At 65.9% G+C, this 12,986-nt stretch carries 14 protein-coding genes; 13 read left to right on the top strand and 1 reads right to left on the bottom strand.

Annotated features, from left to right (window positions below; translation table 11 throughout):
- Positions 1-63 precede the first annotated feature (63 nt).
- The 5 genes from MUN46_RS05200 to tnpA all read left to right on the top strand — a co-directional run bounded on the left by MUN46_RS05200 (position 64) and on the right by tnpA (position 5,168).
- Positions 64-1,731, top strand: coding sequence for a CTP synthase (locus MUN46_RS05200; protein WP_243377453.1), 1,668 nt, complete (start codon positions 64-66; stop codon positions 1,729-1,731).
- The gene (gene kdsA / locus MUN46_RS05205) at positions 1,728-2,582 is read left to right on the top strand and encodes a 3-deoxy-8-phosphooctulonate synthase (protein WP_243377452.1); all 855 of its coding nucleotides are present in this window, start codon (positions 1,728-1,730) and stop codon (positions 2,580-2,582) included. Before MUN46_RS05200 ends, kdsA begins: the two co-directional genes overlap by 4 nt.
- Positions 2,583-2,644: 62 nt before the next feature.
- Positions 2,645-3,934 carry a phosphopyruvate hydratase gene (gene eno, locus MUN46_RS05210; protein ID WP_243377451.1) on the top strand — a complete coding sequence of 430 codons (1,290 nt, stop codon included), beginning with the start codon at positions 2,645-2,647 and terminating at the stop codon, positions 3,932-3,934.
- Positions 3,935-3,986: 52 nt separating this feature from the next.
- Positions 3,987-4,493: a septum formation initiator family protein gene (locus tag MUN46_RS05215; protein WP_243377450.1), complete on the top strand. Its 507-nt coding sequence runs from the start codon at positions 3,987-3,989 to the stop codon at positions 4,491-4,493.
- A gap of 219 nt (positions 4,494-4,712) precedes the next feature.
- Complete coding sequence (gene tnpA / locus MUN46_RS05220) at positions 4,713-5,168, top strand: IS200/IS605 family transposase (protein ID WP_285230567.1); 456 nt, start codon at positions 4,713-4,715, stop codon at positions 5,166-5,168.
- A 148-nt stretch (positions 5,169-5,316) separates the two neighbouring features.
- Here tnpA and hslO read toward each other — a convergent pair whose 3' ends face one another.
- Entirely contained in the window at positions 5,317-6,231 is a 915-nt protein-coding gene (hslO, locus tag MUN46_RS05225; protein ID WP_243377267.1) for an Hsp33 family molecular chaperone HslO, read from the bottom strand.
- A gap of 264 nt (positions 6,232-6,495) precedes the next feature.
- Between hslO and MUN46_RS05230 the strand changes: the two genes are divergently transcribed.
- The 8 genes from MUN46_RS05230 to mutM all read left to right on the top strand — a co-directional run bounded on the left by MUN46_RS05230 (position 6,496) and on the right by mutM (position 12,967).
- Positions 6,496-7,359 carry a PHP domain-containing protein gene (locus MUN46_RS05230; protein WP_243377269.1) on the top strand — a complete coding sequence of 288 codons (864 nt, stop codon included), beginning with the start codon at positions 6,496-6,498 and terminating at the stop codon, positions 7,357-7,359.
- Between the two features lie 52 nt (positions 7,360-7,411).
- On the top strand, positions 7,412-8,071 hold the full coding sequence (locus MUN46_RS05235) for a site-2 protease family protein (protein WP_243377266.1): 660 nt from the start codon (positions 7,412-7,414) through the stop codon (positions 8,069-8,071).
- A gap of 3 nt (positions 8,072-8,074) precedes the next feature.
- Positions 8,075-8,644 carry a class I SAM-dependent methyltransferase gene (locus MUN46_RS05240; protein ID WP_243377265.1) on the top strand — a complete coding sequence of 190 codons (570 nt, stop codon included), beginning with the start codon at positions 8,075-8,077 and terminating at the stop codon, positions 8,642-8,644.
- Positions 8,645-8,748: 104 nt separating this feature from the next.
- The gene (gene dapA, locus MUN46_RS05245; protein ID WP_243377264.1) at positions 8,749-9,630 is read left to right on the top strand and encodes a 4-hydroxy-tetrahydrodipicolinate synthase; all 882 of its coding nucleotides are present in this window, start codon (positions 8,749-8,751) and stop codon (positions 9,628-9,630) included.
- A 64-nt stretch (positions 9,631-9,694) separates the two neighbouring features.
- Entirely contained in the window at positions 9,695-10,876 is a 1,182-nt protein-coding gene (gene bamC, locus MUN46_RS05250; protein ID WP_243377263.1) for an outer membrane protein assembly factor BamC, read from the top strand.
- Positions 10,877-10,989: 113 nt separating this feature from the next.
- Complete coding sequence (locus MUN46_RS05255) at positions 10,990-11,505, top strand: DUF805 domain-containing protein (RefSeq protein WP_243377262.1); 516 nt, start codon at positions 10,990-10,992, stop codon at positions 11,503-11,505.
- Positions 11,489-12,136: an FKBP-type peptidyl-prolyl cis-trans isomerase gene (locus MUN46_RS05260; protein ID WP_243377261.1), complete on the top strand. Its 648-nt coding sequence runs from the start codon at positions 11,489-11,491 to the stop codon at positions 12,134-12,136. Before MUN46_RS05255 ends, MUN46_RS05260 begins: the two co-directional genes overlap by 17 nt.
- A 6-nt stretch (positions 12,137-12,142) precedes the next feature.
- Positions 12,143-12,967 carry a bifunctional DNA-formamidopyrimidine glycosylase/DNA-(apurinic or apyrimidinic site) lyase gene (gene mutM, locus MUN46_RS05265; RefSeq protein WP_243377260.1) on the top strand — a complete coding sequence of 275 codons (825 nt, stop codon included), beginning with the start codon at positions 12,143-12,145 and terminating at the stop codon, positions 12,965-12,967.
- The last annotated feature ends 19 nt before the right edge of the window (positions 12,968-12,986 follow it).

Below are 12,986 nucleotides of genomic sequence, written 5' to 3' on the forward strand. Positions count from 1 at the left end.
CCCCCGCGGCCTGCCCTCCTTTATAATCTTCTCTTTACAGTCCAACCTACTTTTGAGATCACGATGACCAAATTCGTATTTGTGACAGGCGGTGTGGTTTCCTCGCTCGGCAAGGGCATTGCGGCGGCTTCGCTTGCCGCCATCCTCGAGTCGAGGGGACTCAAGGTGACGATGATCAAGCTCGACCCGTACATCAACGTTGACCCGGGCACGATGTCTCCCTTCCAGCACGGCGAGGTCTTCGTGACGGAGGACGGCGCCGAGACGGACCTGGACCTCGGGCATTACGAGCGCTTCATCTCGGCGAAGATGCACAAGCCCAACAACTTCACGACCGGCCAGATCTACGAGTCGGTGCTGCGCAAGGAGCGCCACGGCGAGTATCTCGGCAAGACCGTGCAGGTGATTCCGCACATCACCAACGAAATTCAGGAGTTCATCCTCAAGGGCGTGCGCAGCGCCTGGGACGGGCACCCCGACGTGGCCGTGATTGAAATCGGCGGCACGGTGGGCGACATCGAGTCGCTGCCCTTCGTCGAGGCGATCCGCCAGCTCTCCTTCCGCGTGGGCCGCAACAACACCTGCTTCATGCACCTCACGCTGTGCCCGTGGATCGCGAGCGCGGGCGAGCTCAAGACCAAGCCCACGCAGCACTCCGTGCAGAAGCTGCGCGAGGAGGGCGTCTATCCCGACGTGCTGCTGTGCCGCGCCGACCGTCCGATTCCGGAGTCCGAGCGCGCGAAGATCTCGCTGTTCTCCAACGTCCCGATGGATCACGTGATCTCGGTCTACGACGCGAAGACGATCTACGAGGTGCCGCTCATCCTGCACCGCCAGCACCTGGACGACATCGTCTGCGCGAAGCTCGGCATCGAGGCGAAGCCCGCGGACCTCTCGCGCTGGGAGAACATCGTCAAGCACTTCATGGATCCGCAGGGCGGCTCGGTCACGATCGCGATGGTGGGCAAGTACGTCGACTACGCTGACTCCTACAAGTCCCTCAACGAGGCGCTCATCCATGCGGGCATCGCCACCGACACCCGCGTGAAGGTGAAGTACATCGACGCGGGCGACATCGAGACCCACGGCACCGACTGCCTCAAGGGAGTCGATGCGATCCTCGTGCCGGGCGGCTTCGGCAAGCGCGGCGTCGAAGGCATGATCCAGGCGATCGAGTACGCCCGCAAGAACAAGATTCCGTTCCTCGGGATCTGCCTGGGGATGCAGTGCGCGGTGATCGAGTTCGCGCGCCACGTCTGCGGCCTGGGCGGCGCGAACTCCACCGAGTTCGACATCGACACGCCGCATCCCGTGGTCTCGCTCATTACCGAGTGGCACGACCGCTCCGGCGAGGTGATCCACCGCGACGAGGCCTCGGACCTGGGAGGCACGATGAGGCTGGGCCGCCAGGAGTGCCCGGTGAAGGAGGGCACGCTCGCGCACAGCATCTACGGCGACCACGTGGCCGAGCGCCACCGCCACCGCTACGAGGTGAACAACTCCTACGTCGCGCAGTTCGAGGAAAAGGGCATGGTGATCTCCGCGCGCACTCCGAAGGACCGCCTGCCGGAGATGATGGAGCTGCGCGATCACCCGTTCTTTGTCGGCGTGCAGTTCCACCCTGAGTTCACGTCCAACCCGCGCGAGGGCCACCCGCTGTTCAAGGCCTATGTGAAGGCGGCGATCGCCCAGCGCGACCGCAAGGCTGCAGCGGAAAAGGCCAAGGCATGAAGCTCTGCGGATTTGAGGTTGGACTGGACCGGCCGATCTTCCTGATCGCCGGTCCCTGCGTGATCGAAAGCCGCGAGCTCTGCATCGAGGTCGCCGGGCGCTTGAAGGAGATCTGCGCCGGGCTGTCGATTCCCTACATCTTCAAGGCGAGCTTCGACAAGGCGAACCGCACCTCCGCGAAGAGCTTCCGCGGCATCGGCATGCAGGCCGGGCTGCGGGTGCTCGAGGACGTGCGCCGCGAGGTGGGCGTGCCGGTTCTCACCGACGTGCACACCGAGGCCGAGGTTCCGGAAGTGGCCGCCGTGGTCGACGTGCTGCAGACGCCGGCGTTCCTGTGCCGGCAGACCGACTTCATCCGCGCCTGCGCGAAGTCCGGCCGTCCCGTGAACATCAAGAAGGGGCAGTTCCTCGCCCCGCAGGACATGGTGAACGTGGTCGAGAAGGCGCGGCTTGCCGCCCGCGAGGCGGGGCTCTCCGAAGACCGCTTCCTCGTGTGCGAGCGCGGCGCGAGCTTCGGCTACGGCAATCTCGTCTCTGACATGCGCTCGCTGGCCATCATGCGCGGCACGGGCTGCCCGGTGGTCTTTGACGCGACGCACTCCGTGCAGCTGCCCGGAGGCAACGGCTCATGCTCCGGCGGACAGCGCGAGTTCGTGCCCGTGCTCGCCCGCGCCGCCGTGGCCGCCGGCGTCTCGGGGCTTTTCATGGAAACGCACCCGAATCCCGAGCGGGCCCTCTCCGACGGCCCGAACAACGTGCCGCTTGACCGGATGAAGGAGCTGCTTGAAACGCTGGTCGCGATCGACCGGACGGTGAAGCGTCCGGGCGTGTTTCTCGAGCGCACTTTCTGAAGAATGAACGCAGGCCGGGCTCCGGGCCCGGCCTCACTGACACACAAAGCAAAGGAAAAAAGATGAGTTCAATCGTTGATGTTGTCGGCCGTGAAATTCTCGACTCCCGCGGCAATCCCACCGTGGAGTGCGACGTGTGGCTCGAGTCCGGCGTCATGGGCCGCGCGGCCGTTCCCTCGGGAGCCTCCACGGGAGTGCGCGAGGCAATCGAGCTGCGCGACAAGGACCCGAAGCGCTTCGGCGGCAAGGGCGTCACGAAGGCCGTGAGCCATGTCAACGAGGAACTCGCCAATGCGGTGCTCGGGCTCGAGGCCTCCGACCAGTCCTACATTGACAGCAGGATGATCGAGCTCGACGGCACGGACAACAAGAGCCGTCTCGGCGCGAATGCGATCCTCGCCGTGTCCATGGCGGTCGCCCGGGCCGCGGCCGAGGAGACGGGGCTGCCGCTTTACCGCTACTTCGGGGGCGCGGGCGCGGTGACGATGCCGGTGCCGATGATGAACGTGATCAACGGCGGGGCGCACGCGAACAACAACCTCGACCTGCAGGAGTTCATGATCATCCCCTACGGCGCTCCGACTTTCCGCGAGGCCGTGCGCTATGGCGCGGAGACCTTCCACGCGCTCAAGTCCGTGATCAACGGGCTCGGGATGAGCACCGCCGTGGGCGACGAGGGGGGCTTCGCCCCGGCCATGAAGAGCCACGAGGAGGCGATCGAGCTCATCGTGCGCGCGATTGAAAAGGCGGGATTCCGGCCCGGCGAGGACATCGGCATCGGGCTCGACTGCGCGAGCAGCGAGTTCTACGACGAGAAGAAGAACCTCTACACGCTCACCAAGCAGGGCGTCACCTACAGCGCAGAGCAGTGGATCGAGGTGCTCGAGGGCTGGGTGAAGAAGTACCCGGTGGTCACGATTGAGGACGGCATGGCCGAGGGCGACTGGGAAGGCTGGGCCAAGCTCACCCGGGCGCTGGGCGACCGCGTCCAGCTCGTGGGCGACGACCTGTTCGTCACCAACCCGAAGATCCTAGCCGAAGGCATTGAGCGCGGCGTCGCGAACTCCATCCTGATCAAGATCAACCAGATCGGCACGCTCTCGGAAACCTTCGAGGCGATCCGCATGGCGCACCGCGCGGGCTACACCGCCGTGGTGTCGCACCGCTCCGGAGAGACCGAGGACTCGACGATCGCCGACATCGCCGTGGGCATGAACGCGGGCCAGATCAAGACCGGCTCGATGTCGCGCTCCGACCGCATGGCGAAGTACAACCAGCTGCTGCGCATCGAGGAGCGTCTGGGCGAGGCCGCTCAGTATCCTGGCCGCCGCGCCTTCGCGCATCTGCGCTGATGCCGGCCGGCGAAGGGATTCAAGGTCTTAGGACTGGAGCGGCTTCGGTTTTATGGAACGCTGGCGATACTGGCTCGCGCTCGTGATCTGGGCTCTTGCGATCCTGATCCAGTGGCCGCTGTGGTTCGGCAAGGGCGGCTGGCTCAGGGTCTCGAAGCTCGAGCAGAGGCTGGTCGACACCCAGCAGCAGATCGAGCGCGAGAAGACCTCCAATGAGGCTCTTTACGCCGAGGTGATGTCGCTGCGCCAGGGCACCGACGCCATTGAGGAGCGCGCCCGCCGCGAGCTCTACATGGTGCGCGGCAACGAGGTGCTCTTCCGGGTGAAGAACTCGCCCGAGGAAGAGGCGAGGCTCGCCCAGGAGGAGGCGCGGCGCGCCGCCGACGAGGTGAAGGCCGAAAGCCGCGCCCTTGAGAAGTCGAAGGAAGGCGGGGCCGACATGGGCGACGACACCGAGGGCGCGGCCGAAGAGATCCGCGAGGGCGAGGCCCCCCGCGCGAAGGCCGCCCCGAAGAAGTCTGAAAAGAAAAGCGCCCAGGGCCAGGCCCAGAAGCGCTGATCCGCCGCCGGGCGCTGCCCCGGCTGCGCGTGTTTTCCCGAAGCAGGGGCCCCTTTCGGGGCGCCTGCTTTTTTTGGTAAATAGAAAACTCCCAGCTAGGCTGGGAGTTCAGTAAAGCTTATAGCTTTGCACAAAAAACAACTCCTCCGAGTTTGGTAAAAAGAGCAATGCGGTCTAGCCACTGCATTTGCTCCAGCCTAACTAAGAGGAGTTGCGAGAATGAATGATACAAAAACCTTGGCGCACACGACGTGGAACTGTAAGTACCACATCGTGTTTGCGCCAAAGTATCGCCGGCAGGTGTTTTACGGCGAGAAAAAGCGGGCTGTCGGAGAAATACTTCGCAAGCTCTGCGAGTGGAAGGGCATCAACATCGTAGAAGCGGAGTGTTGCCCGGATCACGTGCATATGCTGTTGGAAATTCCCCCGAAGTACAGCGTCTCAGCAGTTGTGGGGTATCTCAAGGGGAAAAGCAGCCTAATGATTTACGAGCAATTTGCGAATTTGAAATTTAAGTACCGAAACCGAGAATTTTGGTGCAGAGGGTACTACGTGGACACGGTTGGCAAAAACAAGACCAAGATCGCGGAGTACATCAGACACCAACTGGATGAAGACAAACTGGGTGCCCAATTAAGCATGCCGTTTGCCGAGGACCCATTCAAGGGCAGGTAATCTGCAAATAGCCCGTTTTACGGGCGGCTGGCAGCAGATATGCGAATGACAGACGCATGAGCGCCCGTTTGGGCGCGGCTGGTATGAGAGCCTTTCAGGCGCTCAGGGAGAACCACCAGCTATGCTGGTGGGTCTCTCTTTTCACCTTTCAGTTGATCGAGCCCGGGGCTTTCGCGGCCCGCTCCTCAAAGAGCGCCTGCACGTCGATCGAATCGAAGCTGTAGGTCTTTCCGCAGAATTCGCACGTGACGTCGATCGAGCCTTTTTCGGCGAGCAGCTCCAGGGCCTGCTTCTCGCCCAGCGCCCGGATCATGCCGCCCACGCGCTCGCGCGAGCAGCCGCACTCGAAGCGGGGCGACCGGGGCTTGGCCAGCGCGGGGTTCTCCTGCCAGAAAAGCCTCTTCAGAAGCTCCCGGGGCTCGAGCCGGAGCAGCTCGCCGGATGTGACCGTTTCAGCGAGCTTCTGCACGCGGTTCCAGTCCTCCGGATCGTACTCGGGCGCCTCGCCGCGCCCGCCCTCGTCAGCCACCTTCTGCAGCATCAGGCCCGAGGCGGCCATCGCGTCGGCCGACAGCCACAGCCGGGTCTCGATCTGCTCGGAGTGCGTCATGTAGGCGGCGAGGGCCTCGGCAACGCTGGAGGTTGAGGCGATGTCGACGATGCCCTGGTAGCTTTCGGCGCGCCGGGCGGGATCGGGCTGCACGAGCGTGATCGCGCAGCGCCCGCCGCCCGAGGCGTTGACGAGCTCGCGCATTCCCGCGCCCTCCGGCACCGGGACGTCCTCGCGCAGCCTCGCGACGGCGCGAAGCCCCAGATCGGGTTTCACCTCGACCATGGCGAGCCGCACCGGGCCGTCGCCCATGATCTGCAGCAGCACGGAGCCGGGGAAAGTGATCGAGGAGGCGAACATCGCCGCCGCAGCCGTCATTTCGCCAAGCAGCTTCTGCACGGGGGCGGGGTACGCCCTGCGCTCGAGGATCGTCTGCCAGGACTCCTGCAGCCGCACGGCGCTGCCGCGGGCGTTGGCCCTGGGAAAATAGAAATGCTCCAGAGTGTCGAACATGGTGCTCCAGTCCGGGGCGGCCGCGCGCCGCGGCGCCCCGATGAGGGTTTGTCGAGGGGCGGCGGACAAAAGGCCGGGCCGCCCATCAGAGAAAAAGACCTCTATTTTAGGATTCCAGGGCTCCCGCCGTGCGGCGCGCCCGCGTTTCCCGCATTCTTGTCATGCCGCGGCGGCTCCTGGGGGCCGCGCAATGACCTAACATTGTGAACTGTTCGGTTTTTATTGTTTCAAAAGCGGAGCGCCGCACCCTCTCTCTTTTTGCCCATGAAGATCGACCTGCACACCCATTCAAACGCCTCGGACGGGGGGCTTTCCCCCTCGCAGCTCGTCACCCTTGCCCAGAGCTGCGGCGTCGGGCTGCTCGCGCTCACGGATCACGACACCGTGAACGGTCTTGAAGAGGCCGAGGACGCGGCCGCGAAGGCAGGCATCACCTTCGTGCCGGGCATCGAGGTCTCGACGCTCTGGCGCGGGATCACCATCCATGTGGTGGGGCTCGGCATCAGGCACCGCGACGGCGTGATGCGCAGGATTTTCGAGAGCGTGGGCGAAAAGCGCATCAGGCGGGGCGTGGAAATAGGCCGGCGCTTCGAGGCTCTGGGGTATCCCGGCGCCTACGAGGGGGCGCTGCGCTACAGCTCGAGCCCGGAGTCTCTCGGGCGGGTGCACTTCGCGCGCTGGCTCGTGCGCGAGGGGATCGTGCGCAACCAGCAGGAGGCCTTCGACCGGTTCCTGCGCGACGACGGCCCGGCCTTCGTGCAGGCCGTCTGGCCGAGCATCGCCCGTGCGGTCGAGGTGATCGGCTCCTGCGGGGGCATCGCCGTGCTCGCCCATCCCGGGCGCTACCGCTGCAGGCCGGGCAAGTCCCTGGAGGAGCTGCTCGTCGACTTCAGGGCCGCGGGCGGGCGCGCGATCGAGGTGAGCTCCGGCAGCCAGTCGGCGGATTCCGACCGGCTGCTCGCCGCGATCGCCCGCGAGGAAGGCTACTGGGCGAGCCTCGGCTCGGATTTCCACAACCTCGGGGGATCGCGCCCGAGGCCGGGCGGCGAGAGGCCTCTGCCCGAAGGGCTGGAGCCCGTATGGAAGCACATCCCGGGGCTGCCCGCGCTCGACTGGGACCGGGCCTGAGCGGCCTGCCGGGCCCACGTCCTCCCCCGCCTCCTGCTAGACTTCGTGCACTATGAACATCAATGCCATTGTCCAGCTCATCACCGTCTGCGCGATCCCGCTCATTTTCGCCATCACCATGCACGAAGCCGCCCACGGCTACGTCGCGCGCAGGTTCGGCGACGCGACCGCGTGGGCCATGGGCCGCGTCACTCTCAATCCCGTCAAGCACATCGACCCCTTCGGCACGATCATCCTGCCCGCGCTGATGCTGGCCGCCTCGGCCGCGGCCGGAGGCCCGGGCTTTCTCTTCGGATGGGCCAAGCCCGTTCCGGTCAATTTCAGCGCGCTGCGCAACCCCAAGCGCGACATGATCTGGGTGGCGCTGGCCGGGCCGCTGTGCAACCTATGCCAGGCGATCCTCTGGGGCATTGTGCTCAAGCTGCTGCTCGTCGCCGGCGTGCAGGAGGAGTTCTTCCTGCGCATGGCGGTCTGGGGCGTGAACATCAACATCTTCCTGATGGCCTTCAACCTGATCCCGATCCCGCCGCTTGACGGCGGGCGCGTCGCCGTGGGGGTTCTGCCCTGGAGCATCGGCCGCTACATCGACCGCCTCGAGCCCTACGGGATGTGGATCGTGATCGCGCTGTGCTTCATCGGCGGGGCGAGCTTCCTGGTCGAGCCGCTCGTGCGGATCGGGCAGGCCGTGGTCTCGCTTTTTGCGGGGATCTGAGCGATGCCGGCGGCCAGACAGGGCACCGAGCCGCGGCTGTCGGCCTGGGTGGAGAGGTTTCTGCCGCTTGCGCCGCGCTCGGGGGCCCGGGTGCTCGACCTCGCCTGCGGCCTTGGCAGGCACAGCCTTTACGCCTCGGTGCTGGGCTTTCGGGTGCTTGCGGCCGACCGCGAGCCCGATTTCGGCGTGATGTCGATCGGCATTCCCGCGATCGAGTTCCGGCGCGCGGACCTGGAGTCGCAGCCCTGGCCGTTCGGAGAGGAGAAGTTCGCGGCCGTGGTGGTCACGAATTACCTCTACCGCCCCCTGTTCCCCCGGCTCGCCGGGGCGCTCGTTGAGGGCGGACTGCTCATCTGCGAGACCTTCACCGCCCCGCAGGCCGAGGCTTTCGGCAGGCCTTCCAATCCCCTGCACTGGCTGCGCAGCGGCGAGCTGCTCGGGCTCGTTCGCCCGCTTTCGGTCGTGGCCTACGAGGAGGGCCGCACCGAGCGCGGCCGCTTCGTGCAGCGGATCTGCGCGGCAAGGCCCTCGCCCGAACGGGGAGCGCAGCGCTTCGAGCTCGGGGCGCGCTGAGTCCCCGGGGCCTGCGGCTTTTGCTCTAAAATGAAATGAATTTTTGTTTCCTGACCGCGCCGGAAACCCTGCCGCGGCATTGTTCAATTTAACTGGGCTGTCAAATGATTAAAGGTTCAATGATCGCCATCGTCACCCCGATGAGGGAGGACGGTTCGATTGACTACGACTCTTACCAGAAGCTGATCGACTGGCAGGTCAGCGAAGGCGCCGACGCCATCGTCTCGATGGGCACGTCGGGCGAGAGCCCCACGGTTTCCTTTCAGGAGCACACCGACGTGGTGAAGGCGGCCGTGGAGGCCGTGGGCGGGCGGGTTCCTGTGGTGGCCGGCACCGGCGCGAACAGCACCGCCGAGGCGGTCAGGCTCACGCAGGAGGCCCGCGCGGTCGGAGCCGACTATTCGCTGCAGGTGGTGCCCTACTACAACAAGCCCACCCAGGAGGGCCTCTTCAGGCACTTCAGCACGGTGGCGAAGGAAGGCGGGCTGCCGGTGATCCTCTACAACGTGCCGGGCCGCACCGGCCGCGACATGACCAACGAAACGGTGCTGCGGCTGGCCGAGGTGCCCGGGATCGCGGGGCTCAAGGACGCGACGGGAGACCTCGCCCGCGCCGAGAGCCTGCTCGCCGCGCTGCCGAAGGACAGCGGCTTCGCCCTTTACTCGGGCAACGACGACTCGGCCCTCTCGCTCATGCTCGCGGGCGGCCAGGGCGTCATCTCGGTCACCGCGAACGTCGCCCCCCGGCTCATGCATGAAATGGCCGCCGCCGCGATCGCGGGCGATGTCGCCAGGGCCCGTGAAATCAATGCGCGGCTGCTGCCGCTGCACCATGAGCTCTTCTGCGAGTCGAATCCGATTCCGGTCAAGTGGGCTTTGTGGCGCATGGGCCGCATCCCCGCCGGCATCCGCCTGCCGCTCACCTGGCTCTCCGAGCCCGGCCAGAAGAGGGTCGAGAAGGCGCTTGCCGCTGCGGGCCTGATTTAAGGTACACTGATTCGCTCCGGGAGCCCTGAGGCTCCCGGTTTCTATGACTGGAAGGATCGAACACATGAATGGAAAAGTGCTGCGCGTAGCGCTGATTGCGGCCCTGCCGGCGGCTCTGGGCGCTTGCTCCTACCTGGGGCAGACCTTCAACAACGACAAGGTGCAGTACGAATCAAGCAACTCGCGCGCTCCGCTTGAGATTCCGCCGGATCTGTCGCAGCTGCCGAAGGAAAACCGCTACACGGTGCCCGAGCGGGCCCGTCCCGTGAAGGCCTCGGAGCTGAACAGCAGCCGGGCCGCGGCCTCCTCAGGTGCCTCCTCCGGCGCCTCGAACGTGCTGCCCGAGACGGTGACCGCCAAGATCATGAAGGACGGCGACGAGCGCTGGGTGCACGCCAACGTTCCGGCCGAGAAGCTCTGGCCCATCGTGCAGGACTTCTGGGCCTCCGTGGGCCTCACGATCCGCAGCCAGGATCCGAAGACCGGCTACATTGAAACCGAGTGGGCCGAAAACAAGGCGAGGCTCCCTCAGGACATCATCCGCGCGACGCTGGGCAAGCTGATCGACGCGGTCTACTCGACGGGCGAGCGCGACCAGTACCGCTGCAGGCTTGAGCGCTCCGACAAGGGTGGCACCGACATCTACATCACGCACCGCTCCATGGTCGAGGTGGTGAAGAACAAGGAAGAGGCGACGATCTGGCAGCCCGGTCCGCGCGATCCGCAGCTTGAGGCCGAGATGGCGACCCGCCTCGCTCAGAAGATCGAGCAGGAGTTCAACCCCGGCGTGAAGAAGTCGGACCTGCCCTCCACCAAGGCGGCTGAGGCTGAAAAGAAGGCCGCGGGGGCGATCGCCACCGCGCCCGTCTACAAGAGCGAGATCGTGAACGGGGCCGACGGCCAGGCCGCGGCGGTTTTGATCAAGGAGCCGTTTGACCGCGCCTGGAGGCGCGTCGCGCTCGCGATCGACCGCATGAACTTCACCGTGACGGACCGCGACCGCGCGAAGGGCATCTTCCTCGTGAAGTACCTCGATCCGGCCTACGAAGAGAAGAAGAAGAAGGAGCAGGGCTTCTTCACGAACCTCTTCAGCCGCACCAAGACGGTTGAGCCGCCGGCCTATCAGATCAAGCTCACGGGAGAGGGCAGCCAGTCGCGCCTCACCGTGACGGGAGCCGACGGGTCGCCTGACAAGACCGGGGTCGCTCCGAAGATCATCACGCTGCTGGGCGAGCAGACCCGGTAACATCCCGGGCGGCGCGGCACTTTGTGGCCGGCTTTCGAAGGCGCAGCCGTGCGGCCCCGCGGGGGCTTCAGCGCGGACTGCGCCTTCGGCGGCTTTGGAAAAGGAGTCTGACAGTGACAGAAAACGGACGGCGCGGAGCGTTCCTGCGCGACCTCTTCGCGGTGCTGCCCGAGGGGCGGCTGCCGCGGTCGCGCTATGCGCTGTGCCTGCTCGTGTGGGCCGTGGCGCTGGCGGCCTCGGCGATGGCCGCATCGTGGCTTCTGGCCCGGGGCGGCCCGGCCTGGGCCGCGGCGGGGGCCGCAGCCGTGAGCGGGTGGTTCGCCCTCACGGCCTCGGTGAGGCGGTTGCACGACATCGGGCGCTCGGGCTGGTGGGTGATCGCTGCGGCGGCCCTTCTGCCGCTCGGGCTGCTGGTGCTGCTGTCCATGGAGGGCAGGCCCGGCGAGAACCGCTGGGGCGAGAACCCCAAGGGGCTGCTGCGCATCGACGACGAGCGGCTGCTCGAGCGGCTCGCGCGCGAGTCGAGGCCCGGCTCGGCGATGGACGAGATCCTTTCCGGAAAAGGCGCTGCCGCGCCGCAGGGCGCCGGCAGTCAGAATCAGGGGGGGTGCAATGGCAAAGACAGTTGAGGCGGGCAGCCTCGTCACTATTTTCGTCACGGTCTGGGACCTGCGCGGCAACATCGTGGACCAGACCGGCGAGGAGGGCGTGTCGCTGCGCTGCGGCAGCGAGGACGTCTTCCCGCGCATGGATCAGGCGCTCGTGGGGAAGAAAGAGGGCGAGAGCTTTGACGTCATCCTCGAGCCCGAGGAGAGCTTCGGGGACTTTGACGAGAACCTGGTCCACCTTGTGCCCGTGGCGAGCCTTGGAGTGAAGAACCTGAAAAAAGGGATGCGCTTCTCGCACATTCCGGGCGTGCCCGTCGACGAGGGCCGGGCCTACATCGTCACCGACATTGCCGACGGACAGGCGGTGCTCGACGGCAACCATCCTTACGCCGGCTGGACGCTGCGCTTCTCGGTGAAGGTGCTCCGGGTCGAGTCCCTTGAGGAGGGCGACGTGGACGACAGCGACATCTTCATACCCGATTTCCTCAAGCCCGCGAGCGCTAGCGTGAAGCGCGAGGCCGAGGAGATGCTCGACGTCGAGCGGGCCCGCAAGAGAATCAGCGAGGCGCTCGACCGCAGGGAGCAGTCCGAGCCCGCCCATCCGATGGGCAGCGGGCTTTTCACCTCCTTCGTTCCCAAAAAAGACGAGTGAGGGGCCATGCCGGAGCTGCCCGAAGTCGAAGTGGTCCGCCGGTACCTGGACGAGCATCTGCCGGGTTCGAGGATCGAGTCGGTTGATGTGAAGCTGCCGAGGCTGCTGAAGAACGCATCGCCCGAAGCCTTCAAGACGGCGCTCAAGGGGCAGGTCTTTGCCGCCGTGCGGCGCAAGGGCAAGTACCTGGTGCTGGGCCTTGACGGCCCGAAGAGCCTTCTCGTGCATCTGCGGATGACCGGCCGGCTTGTCTGGAAGGCCGACCCGGCGGCTCCGCTGCCCCCGTACACGAGAATCGTCTTCCAGCTCTCGAGGGGCGTGCTCGCCTACGGCGACGTGCGCACGCTGGGCGAGCTCTGGCTCATTCCCTCGCAGGGCTCCTCGGGCGTTGCGGGCTTTGACGCGCTCGGGCCCGACGCGCTTGACCCGAAGCTCACGGCCGAAGGATTCGCGCGGGCGCTGCGGGCGGGCAGAGGCACTGTGAAGTCCTTCCTGCTCAACCAGCGCCATCTCGCCGGGGTTGGCAACATTTACGCCGACGAGGCGCTCTTTCTGGCCGGCATCAGGCCGGAGCGATCCTGCGCTGCGGTGTCGGCCCAGGAGGCGGCAAGGCTTCTCAGGGCCGTGAGGCAGGTCTTCGAGACTTCGATCGAAAGCGGCGGGACCACGTTCCGGGATTTCCTCGACGGCAGCGGCCGCGAGGGCGGCAACGCGGCGAACCTGTATGTCTACGGGCGCGAGGGAAAGCCCTGCAGGGTCTGCGGGACAGCGATCGAGCTCACGCACATCGCGGGCCGGGGCACGCGCTTCTGCCCGAAGTGCCAGAGCTGAGGTTTTCTTTGAGAAAGGA

The organism is Mesosutterella faecium (assembly GCF_022809315.2).
Classification (GTDB): Bacteria; Pseudomonadota; Gammaproteobacteria; order Burkholderiales; family Burkholderiaceae_F; genus Mesosutterella; species Mesosutterella faecium.